Origin of the sequence: Streptomyces sp. NBC_00572 (genome assembly GCF_026341815.1) — a bacterium.
In the GTDB taxonomy this organism is placed as follows: Bacteria; Actinomycetota; Actinomycetes; order Streptomycetales; family Streptomycetaceae; genus Streptomyces.
Map to the genome: position 1 here is coordinate 2,797,367 of NZ_JAPENX010000001.1, position 13,966 is coordinate 2,811,332.

Consider the following 13,966-nt stretch of genomic DNA (forward strand, 5'->3'; position numbering starts at 1 on the left):
ACGGACTGACACGCACCGGACGCGGACCGTACGACGGGTACGGCGGTGGCGGCCCTCGCCACTATAGGGCAGACTTGAGCCAGAGTTCTGCGACACCTATGGCAATTGACATATGACCGAAGGCTCAGCCAAAGTCGCGTCATGCTCGTACTGTCCGCCGCCACCGGCAAGTTCGGAACGAACGTCCACATCGTCGCCGCCGGGCCGGGGAACCCCTGCCTCGTCGTCGACCCCGGACACGACTCCCGCGAGGCGGTCCTGCGGGCCGTCCGCGCCCACCGTCTCGAACCCGAGGCGATCCTGATCACGCACGGCCACATGGACCACACCTGGGACGCCGTGCCGCTCGCCCGGCACTACGGCGTCCCGGCCTGGATCCACCCGGCCGACCGCTACCAGCTCGGCGCTCCCGCCAAGGGACTGCCCGACTCGTTCCCCCGCGACCTCCTCGTCGGCCACCCCGACCAGGAACCCGACGAGGTGAGCGAACTCCCCGAGCGGGGCGGCGAACTGACCTTCGCCGCCGGCATCGTCACGGTGCTGCACACACCCGGCCACACCAGCGGCTCGGTGATGTTCCGCTTCGACAGCGGCGACGCTCCCCTGCTCGCCACCGGCGACACCCTGCTCGCGAACGGCCCGGGACGCGCGGACGCACCGACCGCCAGCCCCACGAGCATGGAGGACTCCCTCCGCATGGTCACCGGCCTCTGCCCGGACGACACCCGGCTGCTCACCGGCCACGGCCCCACCTCCTTCCTCAGCCAGACGGGAATCCGATGACGAACACCGCCCCGACCTCCACGACCTCCGGCAGCCGTATGCGCACCGTCCGCTTCGACGCCTTCGGCGCCCCGTCCGTCCTCACCGTCGGCGAGGTCGAGACGCCCGAGCCCGAGGCCGGTCAGCTCACGGTCGACGTCCGGTACGCGGGCGTGAACTTCGCCGAAGTGATGTTCCGCCGCGGCCAGTTCCCGGTCGGCCTGCCGCACTTCCCCGGCCTTGAGGCGGTCGGCACGGTCCGCGCCGTGGGCGAGGGCGTCACCGGCTTCGAGCCCGGCGACCGGGTGGCCGCGCTCACCCTGGGCGGCGGCGGAAACGCCGAGGTGGTGGCCGTCGGAGCCGAGCACGTCGTCCGCCTCGACGGCGAGCTGGCCGACCTCGACGGAGCCCTCGCGGCCGGCGCCCTGTGCAACGTCACGACCGCCCTCGGCGTCCTCACCTCGGCGGGTCACCTCGCCAAGGGAGAGACCGTGGTCGTCCTCGCGGCGGCGGGCGGCGTCGGTACGGCCGCGGCGCAGCTGGCGCGTCAGCTCGGCGCGGGCACGGTCATCGGCGTGACCAGCTCCCCCGCCAAGGCCGAGTACGCGCGCGGCTTCGGCTACGACAGCGTCGTGTCGTACGAGGAGCTTGAGCAGGAGGTGGCCGAGCGGACCGGCGGAGCGGGCGCGGACCTGGTCCTGGACTCCGTCGGCGGCGCGTTCCGGTCGTCCGTGTCCGGCCTCCTGGCCGCCTTCGGCCGCCACGTCATCTTCGGCAACGCGGCGGCCGAGGACGTCACCTTCGAGGGCAACCACCCCTGGTACACGAACAGTTCCCTCGCCGGATACAACCTCGGCGGCGTCGCCGGCCGAGCCCCGGAGCTGCTCCGCGCCCACCTGGAGCAGGCCCTCGCCGAGGTCGCCAAGGGCAGCGTCCGCGTGGACGTGACCGTGCTCCCGCTGGCCGACGCGGCACGCGCGCACGAGCTCCTGGAGACCCGGGCCTCCACGGGCAAGTACGTCCTCGATGTCCGGTCCTGAACAAGGCACGACCAGCACACAGCCGGTGGAAGACGGGGGATACGCATGACGCGCGAGTCGGAGTCGGGACTGCCCATCGAGCCGGTCTACGGGCCGGGGGCTCTGGAGGGCTGGGACCCGGCGGAGAAGCTGGGTGAGCCGGGCGGGTATCCGTTCACGCGCGGTGTGTATCGGTCGATGTACACGGGCCGGCCGTGGACGATGCGGCAGTACGCGGGTTTCGGTACGGCGGTGGAGTCCAATGCCCGGTACAAGCAGCTGATCGCGAACGGCACGATGGGTCTGTCGGTGGCGTTCGACCTGCCGACGCAGATGGGCCACGACTCCGACGCGCCGATCTCCTCGGGTGAGGTCGGCAAGGTGGGGGTGGCGATCGACTCGGTCGACGACATGCGGATCCTGTTCGACGGCATTCCGCTGGACAAGGTCTCGACGTCGATGACGATCAACGCCCCCGCCGCCCTGCTCCTCCTCATGTACCAGCTGGTGGGTGAGGAACAGGGCGTCCCGGCAGGTCAGTTGACGGGCACGATCCAGAATGACGTGCTGAAGGAGTACATCGCGCGGGGCACGTACATCTTCCCGCCGAAGCCGTCGCTGAGGCTGATCGCGGACATCTTCAAGTACTGCCGGGCCGAGATCCCGAAGTGGAACACGATCTCGATCTCGGGCTATCACATGGCGGAGGCGGGGGCCTCGCCCGCGCAGGAGATCGCGTTCACCCTGGCCGACGGCATCGAGTACGTCCGCACGGCGGTCGCGGCGGGCATGGACGTGGACGACTTCGCACCCCGTCTGTCGTTCTTCTTCGTGGCGCGCACGACGATCCTGGAGGAGGTCGCGAAGTTCCGGGCGGCCCGCCGGATCTGGGCGCGGGTCATGAAGGAGGAGTTCGGCGCATCGAGCCCCAAGTCGCTGATGCTCCGTTTCCACACCCAGACCGCGGGCGTGCAGCTGACCGCGCAGCAGCCCGAGGTCAACCTCGTCCGCGTCGCCGTCCAGGGCCTGGCGGCCGTCCTCGGCGGGACGCAGTCCCTGCACACCAACTCCTTCGACGAGGCGATCGCCCTGCCGACGGACAAGTCCGCCCGCCTCGCCCTGCGCACCCAGCAGGTCCTCGCCTACGAGACGGACGTCACCGCGACCGTCGACCCGTTCGCCGGCAGTTACGTCGTCGAGAAGATGACCGACGACGTCGAGGCGGCGGCCCTGGACCTGATGGGCCGGGTCGAGGAGATGGGCGGCGCGGTCAACGCGATCGAGCACGGCTTCCAGAAGAGCGAGATCGAGCGCTCCGCCTACCGGATCGCCCAGGAGACCGACAACGGCGAGCGGGTCGTCGTCGGCGTCAACCGCTACACCATCGACGTCGAGGAACCCTACGAACCGCTGCGCGTCGACCCCGCCATCGAAGCCCAGCAGGCCGCACGCCTCGCCACGCTGCGCGCCGAACGCGACCAGGCGACGGTGGACGCGGCGCTCACGGAACTGAAGAAGGCGGCCGAGGGCACCGACAACGTGCTCTACCCGATGAAGGACGCCCTCAAGGCCCGCGCCACCGTCGGCGAGGTCTGCAACGCACTCCGCGACGTCTGGGGCACCTACAGCCCGACGACCACCTGAGACCTCACGGACGCCCGCGTACGACAGAAGACAGCACACAACAGAAAACAGAGGGGGAATCCGATGGACACGCCGATTCGGGTCGTGATCGCCAAGCCCGGCCTTGACGGACACGACCGAGGGGCGAAGGTCATCGCTCGCGCCTTGCGGGACGCGGGAGTCGAGGTCATCTACACGGGGCTCCACCAGACCCCGCGCCAGATCGTCGACACCGCCGTCCAGGAGGACGCCGACGGCATCGGCCTGTCGGTCCTCTCCGGCGCTCATATGACGCTCTTCGCCGAGGTCCTCACACTCCTCGACGAGGCGGACGCACGGGACATCACCGTCTTCGGCGGCGGCATCATCCCGGAGGCCGACATCCCGGTGCTCCGCGCGATGGGCGTGGCCGCACTCTTCACCCCCGGCTCGCCCATCCGCGACATCTCCGCCTGGGTGACCCGGAACATCGCCGCACTTGAGGGGGCACGATGACGACCGAGCACGACACGACAGCCGACCACGACACGACCTCCGACCTGGGCGCCTTGCTGACCCGGGCCGCCGCCCGGTTCCCGGAGCACGGGATCCGTTACGGCTCCGCGGACCGGCCGCTCGACTTCCGGCTCCAGACCTATCCGGAGCTCCTTGAGGAGTCGCTGCGCGTCCTCGCCCGGCTGCGGAAGTCCGGAGTGGGCGAGGACCGGATCGTCGCGCTGCTCCTCGAACGGCCGGAGGACTTCCTGCCGGCCCTCTGGGCGTGCCTGCTCGGCGGGATCACGGTGTGCCCGCTGGTCCCCCTGCGCGACGACCCGCAGCGCTGGGCGGCCCAGCTCGGCCACGTCAACACCCTGCTCGACGGACCGCTCCTGGTCACCGACGCCCGAACGTGCGAGGAACTCCCCGCCGTCCAGGGCCTGTCGGTCGTCACCCTGGAGGACCTGACACCGGCCGGCACGGCCGCCGGTATCGAGGGAGACGCGCTTCCGCTCACCCCGGCCTCCCCCGACGACGTCGCCCTCCTCGTCCTCACCTCCGGTTCCACCAGTGCGTCCAAGGCCGTCCGGCTCACCCACGGAAATCTGCTGGCCTCCATGGCGGCGAAGGCCGGGACGCAGTCGCTGACCTCGGACGACGTCACCCTGAACTGGATCTCGTACGACCACGTCGCCGCGCTCCTCGAAGCGCATCTGCTTCCGCTGTCGGTCGGTGCCGTCCAGCTGCAGACCTCCCCGGAGACGGTGCTCGCCGCCCCGATGCGCTTCCTGGAGCTGATCGACGCGCACCGGGTGACGATGACGTTCACGCCGAACTTCCTGCTCGGTCAACTCAACAAGACCGTCGACAGCCTGCCGGCCGCTCCGTCCCTGGACCTGTCCTGTCTGCGGCACATCGTCTCCGGCGGCGAGGCCAACCCCGTCGCCACGGGCATCGGCTTCCTCGACCGGCTGGCCCCGTACGGACTGCGCCGCGAGGCCCTGTGGCCCGCCTTCGGGATGACGGAGACCTGCGCCGGCAGCATCTACAACCGGGAGTTCCCCGAGGCCGACCGCGAGGCCGAGTTCGCGGCGGTCGGCAGGCCGGTCGACGGGCTGCGCATCCGGATCGCGGCCGAGGACACCGGCCTGCCGCAGGCCGCGGGCGAGACCGGAGAGGTGCAGCTCACCGGACCGATGGTCACGGGCGGGTACTGGAACGACAAGGAGGCCACCGAGGCCGCCTTCACCACGGACGGCTGGTTCCGGACCGGTGACCTCGGCCGGCTCGACGGGGGCCGGCTGACCCTCGTGGGGCGCAGCAAGGACAGCGTCATCGTCAACGGCGTCAACTACTACAGCCACGACCTGGAGTCGGTGCTCGACGGCTTGGAAGGCATCGAGAAGTCGTTCGTCGCCGCGTTCCCGACCCGTCCGAAGGGCAGCGACACCGAGCAGCTCGCCGTCGCGTTCGCGGCCGCCCCCGAGGTGGCCGGCGACGAACCGGCACTGCACCGCCTGCTGATAGCCGTCCGGAACAGCGTCGTCCTGCACTGGGGCTTCCGTCCCGCGCTCCTGCTTCCGCTACCCAAGGACGCCTTCCCGAAGACCAGCCTGGGCAAGATCCCGCGCGCACTGATGCGGCGCCGGCTGGAGGCCGGCGACTACGCCGAGCAGGTGGGTTCCGTCCAGGCCCTGGTCACCCGGCAGCTCGGCGGGTACGTCGCTCCCGAGGGCGCCCGCGAGGAGGCGCTCGCGGAGCTGTACGGCGAGCTCTTCGAGACCGACCCGGCGACGATCAGCGCCACGGCGAGCTTCTTCGACCTCGGCGGTACGTCACTGGACATCCTGCGTCTCAAGAGCCTGATCGCCCGGCGCTTCCCGGGCACGGAGCCGCCGGTCCTCGCGATCCTCACCTCGCCGAGCGTCCGCGCGCTCGCCGCCCGCATCGAGGCGGACCGGAGCGACGCGCCCGCGCCGTACGACCCGATCGTCCCGCTGCAGACCAGCGGGGACGGGACGCCGCTGTTCTGCGTGCACCCGGGCGTCGGCGAGGTGCTCGTCTTCGTCAACCTGGCCAAGTACTTCGTGCACGAGCGGCCCTTCTACGCGCTGCGGGCCCGCGGCTTCAACCCGGGGGAGAAGCCGTTCGCGTCCTTCGACGAGATGGCACGCGCGTACGTGGACGCCATCCGGTCCCGGCAACCGCACGGCCCCTACGCGATCGCCGGGTACTCCTTCGGCGCGGCGGTGGCCTTCGAGGTGGCCAAGCTCCTTGAGGCCGACGGCGAACGCGTCGACTTCCTGGGCAGCTTCAACCTCCCCCCGCACATCAAGTACCGCATGGACGAGCTCGACTTCGTCGAGACCGCGGTCAACCTGGCCATGTTCCTGGACCTGGTCTCCGAGCAGCGGGCGAAGACGCTGCCCGCCGAACTCCGGCCGCTGGACAGGCGGGAGCAGCTCGGCCGCCTGATCGACATCGCTCCCCCGGAGCGGCTCGCCGAACTCGACCTGGACCTCGAACGGTTCACCGCGTGGGCGGAGCTCGCGGACGGCCTCACCGACCTCGGCCGGAGCTACGTGCCGTCCGGCGACGTCGCCCGGATGAGCGTCTTCTACGCCGTCCCGCTCCGCGGCAGCAAGCAGGACTGGCTGAACAACGAGCTGAGCCGGTGGACCGACTTCACCCGCGAGGCGCCGCGGTTCCTCGACGTGCCCGGCGAGCACTACACCCTCATGGGCGCCCGCCACGTGGCCGCCTTCCAGTCGATCCTGCGGGCGGAACTCGCCCGGTCGCTGTCCGCCCCGTCCGACGAGCAGTAGAGGAGCCACCCGGATGCAGACACCTACCGGCAAGAAGATCCTGATCACCGGGGCGACCGGACTGGTCGCACGCACGGCCGCCGAGACACTCGCCCGCGACAACGAGGTGTGGTGCCTGGGCCGGTTCTCGGACCCGGAGACGGAACGCGGGCTGCGGGACCGGGGCATCAGGACCCGGCGCTGGGACATGGCCGCGTACGGACCGGACGAGCGGGACGGCCTGGACGGGGTCCCCGACGACTTCACCCATGTCCTGCACGCGGCGGTCGAGCGGGGCGACGGGGACTTCGAGGACGTGGTGGCGGTCAACTCCGTCGGCACCGGCCGCCTGATGACCCACTGCCGATCCGCCGAATCGTTCCTCTTCATCTCCACCAGTGCGGTCTACGCCCCCGGGGCACTGGACCACCGGTACACCGAGACCGACCCGCTGGCGGCCCACTCGGCCTTCCTGCCGACCTACCCGGTGGGCAAGCTGGCCACCGAGGGAGCCGTACGGGCGCTCGCCGTCACCCTCGGCCTGCCCACCACCATCGCCCGGCTCAACGTCGCCTACGGGCCGCACGGGCACGGCGGGGCCCCGGTCATCCACTACCGGGCGATGCTCGCCGGGCAGCCCGTCGCGGTCCCGCACACGGACCAGCACTACTGCTCCCCGATCCACACCGACGACATCGCCCGGCACGTGCCAGGCCTGTGGGCCACGGCGACGGTGCCCGCGACCGTCGTGAACTGGGGCGGGGACGAGGTCGTCGGCATCACCGACCTCCTCGCCTACGTCTCGGAACTCACCGGCGTGCCCGTCGACTTCGTCCCGGGCGACGTCACCCGCGCGGTCGTCGCGTACGACGACACCCTCCGCAGGAGCCTGGTCGGCGCCTGCGAGTGGTCCTGGCGCGACGGCGTCCGCCAGGTGCTCGAAGCGCACTTCCCCGGCTGTGTCACCGCCGCCGCCCGACAGACCCGATAGAGAGGCCCCCTTTCGTGACCGGTTCCACCGCACCCACCAAGTCGTCCGCCGAACCGTCGTGGGAGCCGCCCACCCAGCCGCCCACCGAACCGTCCACCGGGCCGTCCACCGAGCCGCAGGTGCTGAGCCTGCTGGAGCGCGCGCTGAGCAGCAGTTGCGCCGCCGCGCTGCGGGCGGCCGTGAAGCTCGGTCTCGCCGACGCCCTCGGCGACGGCCCGGCGACGGCGGACGACCTCGCGCGGACCGTCGGAGCCGACCCGGACGCGCTGCGGCGCCTGCTGCGCTCGCTCACCTGCCACCAGGTGTTCGCCGAGGACCCCGAGGGCCGTTTCGTCCCCTCGGAGATCTCCCGGCTGCTGCGCACGGACACCCCGGACAGCCTCGACCAGCTCGTGCTGTGGATGACCGAGCCGTGGACCTGGGAACTGTGGGGCCGGCTCGACGAGTCCGTGCGCACCGGCAAGGACGTCTTCGTCGACCTGCACGGGCAGGAGTTCTTCGACCAGGTGCACTCCGCGTGGCCGGAGTCCGCGGCGGTCTTCGACCGTGCGATGACCCAGGCGAGCATCCAGTCCGCCAGGGCCGTCGCGGGAGCCGTGCCGCTGTCCGGCGCGCGGACCGTCGCCGACATCGGCGGCGGCCAGGGCGCGCTGCTCGCCGCCCTCCTCGAACACCACCCGGACGTGCGGGGCGTCCTCTTCGACCGGCCGGACGTGCTGGCCGGCGCGGACGCCCGGCTGCGCGAGGGCGGGACGCTCGCCGAGCGGGCGGAACTGGTCGCCGGGGACTGCCGCGAGGCCGTCCCGGCCGACATCGACGTGTACGTCTTCAAGAACGTCCTGGGGATGAACGACGAGGACGCGGTCGTCGTACTCGGCAACGTCGTACGCACGGCCCGCCCGGGCACCAGGGTGATCATCGTGGAGAACCTGGTCGACGACGGCCCCGGGCAGATGTTCAGCACCGGGATGGACCTGCGGATGCTCCTCACCGTCGGCGGCCGCAAGCACACCCGGCAGAGCCTGCTCGGACTGGTGGAGCGGGCCGGCCTGACCGTACGGGACGTCCGCCCGGTCAACACCTACCAGCACATGATCGAGGCGACGGTGTGAAGGAGAACACCGCGGACGTCCTCGTCATCGGGGCAGGCCCCACCGGCCTCCTCCTGGCCGGCGACCTGGCCACCGCCGGGGTGCGGGTCACCCTGCTCGAACGGCGCGAGCACGCCGCCGACACCGCCATGACCCGCTCCTTCGCGGTGCACGCCCGCACCCTGGAGCTGCTCGACGCCCGGGGCCTGGGCGACGAACTCGTCGCCCTCGGCCGCAAGGCGCCCGTGATCGGCGTCTTCGGCAGGATCGAACTCCGGCTGCACCGGCTGCGCTCCCGCTTCCCGTTCGCCCTGATCACCCCGCAGTACCACGTGGAACGGCTCCTGGAACGGCGGGCGCGCGCCGCCGGGGCGCGGATCGTGCGGGGCGCCGAGGTGACGCGGCTGCGCCAGAACGACGCCGGCGTCGAGGTGGAGACGGCCGACGGGGACGTCCTGACCGCCCGGTACGTGGTCGGGTGCGACGGCGTACGCAGCTCGGTGCGGCGGATGGTCGGCATCGCCTTCCCCGGCAAGTCGGTGGTGCGCTCGGTGATGCTGGCCGACATCCGGCTCACCGAGATCCCCGTCGACGCGGTGACCACCAACTCCAACGCGCACGGCTTCGCCTCCCTCGTACCGTTCGGCGACGGCTGGTACCGGGCGATCGGCTGGGTCGCGGGGGACGAGCGGCCCGACGACGCGCCGGTGGTGGCGGAGGAGCTCTCCGCGCTGCTGCGCCGGGTCCTGGGCTCCGACTACGGCATGCACGACCCGCGCTGGATCTCCCGCTTCCACAGCGACGAGCGGCAGGCCGTGCGCTACCGCGAGGGCAGGGTGCTGCTGGCGGGCGACGCCGCGCACGTGCATTCGCCCGCCGGCGGCATGGGGATGAACACGGGCCTCCAGGACGCCGCCAACCTGGGCTGGAAACTGGCCGCCGTGGTCCAGGGCCGCGCCGGGCAGCCGCTGCTCGACTCGTACGAGCGGGAGCGCCACCCCGTCGGGCGGCAGGCGCTGCGGGTCTCCGGGGCGATCACCCGGGGCGTGCTGCGGTCCCCCCGCAACGGTCTGACGCGTGGTCTGCGCCAGGTCGGGCTGCCGCTCGCGAACCGGCTGAACTCGCTGACGGCGACGGGCGAGCGCCTGCTCTCCGGCATCGGCATCGCCTACCCGGCGCCGCGCGGCAGTCACCGGCTCACCGGCCGTCGGGTCCCCGACCTCCGGCTCTCCGGTGGACGGCGCCTGTACGAGGTACTGCGCGACGGCCGTTTCGTCCTGGTCGCCCACGGCAGCCCGGTACCGGAGACGGAGTGGCTGCACCTCGCGGCCCCGGCGGGAAACCTGCCCGGCCCGCTGCTGATCCGCCCCGACGGCCACATCGCCTGGGCCTCCGACACCCCGGACCCCGAGGCCCTCCGCGCGGCCCTGAGGCACTGGCCGGTGACCGCGGCCTGACCCCGGAGACGTAGCCCACGGTCCCGCGGACGCGCCCCCCGCCCCGCACCCGTGGGTTACGTCACATCCCCGCCCGAAAGAAAGAGGGGGAAAACGAAACGGTCGGCATCGTGATCACGATGCCGACCGTTTCCTCGGTTTCCCGAGATGGTGCGCGAGGGGGGAGTTGAACCCCCACGCCCTTTCGGGCACTGGAACCTGAATCCAGCGCGTCTGCCTATTCCGCCACCCGCGCATTGGGTGTGCTCCGGGCTCCCTCACCTTTCGGTGCGATCGCCTGGCGACATCAGAAGATTAGCACGTCGCAGACCGTGGATTCACATCCGTTGTTTGGCCTCCGCTCACGGAGACCAAGGTGAGGGAGGGACGGAAGGACGGACGCGGGAAGGACGGTGCCTGGACGCCGGAAGAGAAGGGAGACCGACAAAGAGACGGAAGGGAAGGTAGGGGGAGGAAGGGGGCGGACCGCCCCCCGGACCCGGACCGAGCCCCCACTCCCACAGCCGGGTGCGGGACACTGTCCACAAGCCGCCTCTACGATCCGTGGGGAAGGCCTGTGAGAGGTGACACTCGTCCACAGGGCAGAGAAGGGGAACCAGCCGATTTCCCGACGCGTGGATACGATCAGTAAGCAGTACCAGGACGACAACGACGGAGGAGGTGCCCCATGGGAGTCATGAAGCGTTTCGAGCAGCGTCTCGAAGGTCTGGTCAACGGCACCTTCGCCAAGGTCTTCAAGTCCGAGGTCCAGCCTGTCGAGATCGCGGGCGCACTCCAGCGCGAGTGCGACAACAACGCACAGATCTGGAACCGCGAGCGGACCGTCGTCCCCAACGACTTCATCGTGGAACTGAGCACGCCGGACTACGAGCGTCTCAGCCCCTACTCGGGCCAGCTCGGCGACGAGCTCGCCGGCCTGGTCAGGGACTACGCGAAGCAGCAGCGGTACACCTTCATGGGACCGATCAAGGTCCACCTGGAGAAGGCCGAGGACCTCGACACCGGTCTGTACCGCGTCCGCAGCCGCACCCTGGCGTCGAGTACGTCACAGCCGCAGCCGCCCGCGGGCGGCCAGCAGCAGCCTCACCAGCAGCAGGCCCAGGGACAGGGTCGCGGCGGCTACGGGTACCCCCCGGCCGGCGCCCCGCCCATGCCCGCCTCCCCGCCTCCCGGCGCCCCCGGCCACCGGCCGGCGGCGGCCCGTCCCGCGGGCCCCGGCCCCGGTACGCACGGCGGAGCGGGCACCCAGGTCCGCCACTGGATCGAGATCAACGGCACCCGCCATCAGATCTCCCGCCCGACCCTGGTCCTCGGCCGCAGCACCGACGCGGACGTGAGGATCGACGATCCCGGCGTCTCCCGCCGGCACTGCGAGATCCGGACCGGAACGCCCTCGACGATCCAGGATCTGGGATCCACCAACGGCATCGTGGTGGACGGGCAGCACACCACCCGCGCTACGCTCCGCGACGGCTCGCGGATCGTCGTGGGCAGCACCACCATCGTTTACCGGCAAGCCGAAGGGTGAAGCGGGGGCAATGTCAGAGCTGACCCTGACGGTCATGCGGTTGGGTTTCCTGGCCGTTCTGTGGCTGTTCGTCATCGTGGCCGTCCAGGTCATCCGCAGCGACCTCTTCGGTACGCGGGTCACCCAGCGCGGTTCACGGCGCCAGGAGGCGCGACCTCAACAACAGCAGCAGCAGGCGCGGCAGGCCGCCGCGCCGCCGCAGCAGCGCGGCCAGCAGCCCGCGGGCGGTGGGCGGCAGCGCCGAGGCGCCCCGACCAAGCTGGTCGTGTCCGAAGGCACCCTCACCGGCACGACCGTCGCCCTCCAGGGGCAGACGATCACGCTGGGCCGGGCGCACGATTCGACGATCGTGCTGGACGACGACTACGCGTCCAGCAGGCACGCCAGGATCTACCCGGACCGGGACGGCCAGTGGATCGTCGAGGATCTCGGGTCCACCAACGGCACGTATCTCGACCGGACCCGCCTCACCACCGCGACACCCGTTCCGCTGGGCGCGCCGATCCGCATCGGCAAGACCGTCATCGAGCTGCGGAAGTAGTGCTACATCATGAATAGGCGCGAGCGGAGCGAGCGAGTCGGGACGGTCCCCGCCACAGGCTGTGCCGCGCTCCCGACCGGAGCGACTGAAGCGACCGGCGTGACCGGAGCGACCGGAGGGTGGGCAGTGTGGGTCGAGACCGGCCGTACCCCGATGCGGCGTCGACAGGGCAGGTGCGCATGACTCTGTCTCTGCGATTCGCCGCGGGCTCGCACAAGGGCATGATCCGCGAGGGCAACGAGGACTCCGGCTACGCCGGGCCCAGGCTGCTCGCCATCGCCGACGGCATGGGCGGCCAGGCCGCCGGTGAGGTCGCCTCCTCCGAGGTGATCTCCACCCTCGTCACGCTCGACGACGACGTCCCCGGCTCCGACATCCTCACCTCGCTCGGTACGGCGGTGCAGCGCGCCAACGACCAGCTCCGGATGATGGTCGAGGAGGACCCGCAGCTCGAAGGCATGGGCACCACGCTCACCGCCCTGCTGTGGACCGGCCAGCGGCTCGGGCTCGTGCACGTCGGCGACTCGCGCGCCTATCTGCTCCGCGACGGCGTGCTGACCCAGATCACCCAGGACCACACCTGGGTGCAGCGGCTCGTCGACGAGGGCCGGATCACCGAGGAAGAAGCCACCACCCACCCGCAGCGCTCGCTCCTCATGCGCGCGCTCGGCAGTGGCGACCACGTCGAACCCGACCTCTCCATCCGTGAGGTCCGGGCCGGTGACCGCTATCTGATCTGCTCCGACGGCCTGTCCGGCGTGGTCTCGCACCAGACGCTCGAGGACACCCTCGCCAGCTACCAGGGCCCCCAGGAGACCGTGCAGGAGCTGATCCAGCTCGCCCTGCGCGGCGGCGGCCCCGACAACATCACGGTGATCGTCGCCGACGTCCTGGACGTCGACGGCGGCGACACCCTCGCCGGTCACCTCAGCGACACCCCGGTCATCGTGGGCGCGGTCGCCGAGAACCAGGCCGCCCAGCTGAACGACGGCGGGGCGATGCAGACCCCGGCCGGCCGCGCCTCCGGACTCGGCCGCCCGGCCCCGCACCAGCAGCCGCCCGCCGGCGGCTTCGGCCCGCCCGGCAGCGGCGACGGCCACGGCTACGGCGGGATGCCCCCGCAGGGCTCCTTCGAGTCGTACACGGACGACGACTTCGTGAAGCCGCGCACCGGCCGCAAGTGGCTCAAGCGCTCCTTCCTCCTGGTCCTCGCCCTCGCCGTCATCGGCGGCGGGCTCTACGGCGGCTGGCGCTGGACGCAGACGCAGTACTTCGTCGGGTCCAAGGACCAGCACGTGGCGCTGTACCAGGGCATCAGCCAGGACCTCGCGTGGGTCTCGCTGTCGAAGGTCGAGAAGGACCACCCCGAGATCGAACTCAAGTACCTGCCCGCCTACCAGCAGAAGCAGGTCGAGGACACGATCACCGGCGGCAGCCTCTCCAAGGCCGAGACGAAGATCTCCGAGCTGGCCGTGCAGGCCTCCGCCTGCAAGAAGACCGAGCAGCGCCGCGCCGCCGCCGAGAAGGCCGCCGACCAGGCGAGCAAGCCGCCGGCCGAGACGCCGGACGGCACCGCCAAACCCGACTCCAAGCCCACCACAGCCGCTCCGACCCCGGGTCCCACCCTCACCGCGGAGGAGCAGAAGCTGGCCTCGAACTGCGGCAAGCAGTAA

The 13,966-nt window shown here is 71.2% G+C and carries 11 protein-coding genes and 1 tRNA gene; 11 read left to right on the forward strand and 1 reads right to left on the reverse strand.

Annotation, left to right across the window (positions count from 1 at the left end):
* Nucleotides 1-141 precede the first annotated feature (141 nt).
* The 8 genes from OG514_RS12830 to OG514_RS12865 all read left to right on the forward strand — a co-directional run bounded on the left by OG514_RS12830 (nucleotide 142) and on the right by OG514_RS12865 (nucleotide 10,224).
* Nucleotides 142-783, forward strand: coding sequence for an MBL fold metallo-hydrolase (locus OG514_RS12830; RefSeq protein WP_266894016.1), 642 nt, complete (start codon nucleotides 142-144; stop codon nucleotides 781-783).
* On the forward strand, nucleotides 780-1,802 hold the full coding sequence (locus OG514_RS12835) for a zinc-binding dehydrogenase (RefSeq protein WP_266894018.1): 1,023 nt from the start codon (nucleotides 780-782) through the stop codon (nucleotides 1,800-1,802). The genes OG514_RS12830 and OG514_RS12835 overlap by 4 nt, the downstream gene beginning before the upstream one ends.
* A gap of 45 nt (nucleotides 1,803-1,847) precedes the next feature.
* Nucleotides 1,848-3,425 carry a methylmalonyl-CoA mutase gene (locus OG514_RS12840; RefSeq protein WP_266894020.1) on the forward strand — a complete coding sequence of 526 codons (1,578 nt, stop codon included), beginning with the start codon at nucleotides 1,848-1,850 and terminating at the stop codon, nucleotides 3,423-3,425.
* Between the two features lie 63 nt (nucleotides 3,426-3,488).
* Complete coding sequence (locus OG514_RS12845) at nucleotides 3,489-3,899, forward strand: cobalamin B12-binding domain-containing protein (RefSeq protein ID WP_266894022.1); 411 nt, start codon at nucleotides 3,489-3,491, stop codon at nucleotides 3,897-3,899.
* Nucleotides 3,896-6,706, forward strand: coding sequence for a non-ribosomal peptide synthetase (locus OG514_RS12850; protein WP_266894024.1), 2,811 nt, complete (start codon nucleotides 3,896-3,898; stop codon nucleotides 6,704-6,706). The genes OG514_RS12845 and OG514_RS12850 overlap by 4 nt, the downstream gene beginning before the upstream one ends.
* A 13-nt stretch (nucleotides 6,707-6,719) precedes the next feature.
* On the forward strand, nucleotides 6,720-7,676 hold the full coding sequence (locus OG514_RS12855; protein WP_266894026.1) for an NAD(P)-dependent oxidoreductase: 957 nt from the start codon (nucleotides 6,720-6,722) through the stop codon (nucleotides 7,674-7,676).
* Between the two features lie 14 nt (nucleotides 7,677-7,690).
* Nucleotides 7,691-8,788, forward strand: coding sequence for a methyltransferase (locus OG514_RS12860; protein WP_266894028.1), 1,098 nt, complete (start codon nucleotides 7,691-7,693; stop codon nucleotides 8,786-8,788).
* Nucleotides 8,785-10,224 carry an FAD-dependent oxidoreductase gene (locus OG514_RS12865; protein ID WP_266894030.1) on the forward strand — a complete coding sequence of 480 codons (1,440 nt, stop codon included), beginning with the start codon at nucleotides 8,785-8,787 and terminating at the stop codon, nucleotides 10,222-10,224. Before OG514_RS12860 ends, OG514_RS12865 begins: the two co-directional genes overlap by 4 nt.
* Nucleotides 10,225-10,372: 148 nt before the next feature.
* Here the strand turns inward: OG514_RS12865 and OG514_RS12870 are convergent.
* Nucleotides 10,373-10,459, reverse strand: a tRNA-Leu gene (locus OG514_RS12870).
* A 432-nt stretch (nucleotides 10,460-10,891) separates the two neighbouring features.
* Between OG514_RS12870 and OG514_RS12875 the strand changes: the two genes are divergently transcribed.
* The 3 genes from OG514_RS12875 to OG514_RS12885 all read left to right on the forward strand — a co-directional run bounded on the left by OG514_RS12875 (nucleotide 10,892) and on the right by OG514_RS12885 (nucleotide 13,966).
* The gene (locus OG514_RS12875; RefSeq protein ID WP_266894032.1) at nucleotides 10,892-11,752 is read left to right on the forward strand and encodes a DUF3662 and FHA domain-containing protein; all 861 of its coding nucleotides are present in this window, start codon (nucleotides 10,892-10,894) and stop codon (nucleotides 11,750-11,752) included.
* Nucleotides 11,753-11,762: 10 nt separating this feature from the next.
* Nucleotides 11,763-12,293 carry an FHA domain-containing protein gene (locus OG514_RS12880; protein ID WP_266894034.1) on the forward strand — a complete coding sequence of 177 codons (531 nt, stop codon included), beginning with the start codon at nucleotides 11,763-11,765 and terminating at the stop codon, nucleotides 12,291-12,293.
* Nucleotides 12,294-12,472: 179 nt separating this feature from the next.
* Nucleotides 12,473-13,966, forward strand: a complete 1,494-nt coding sequence (locus OG514_RS12885; RefSeq protein WP_266894035.1) for a Stp1/IreP family PP2C-type Ser/Thr phosphatase — start codon at nucleotides 12,473-12,475, stop codon at nucleotides 13,964-13,966.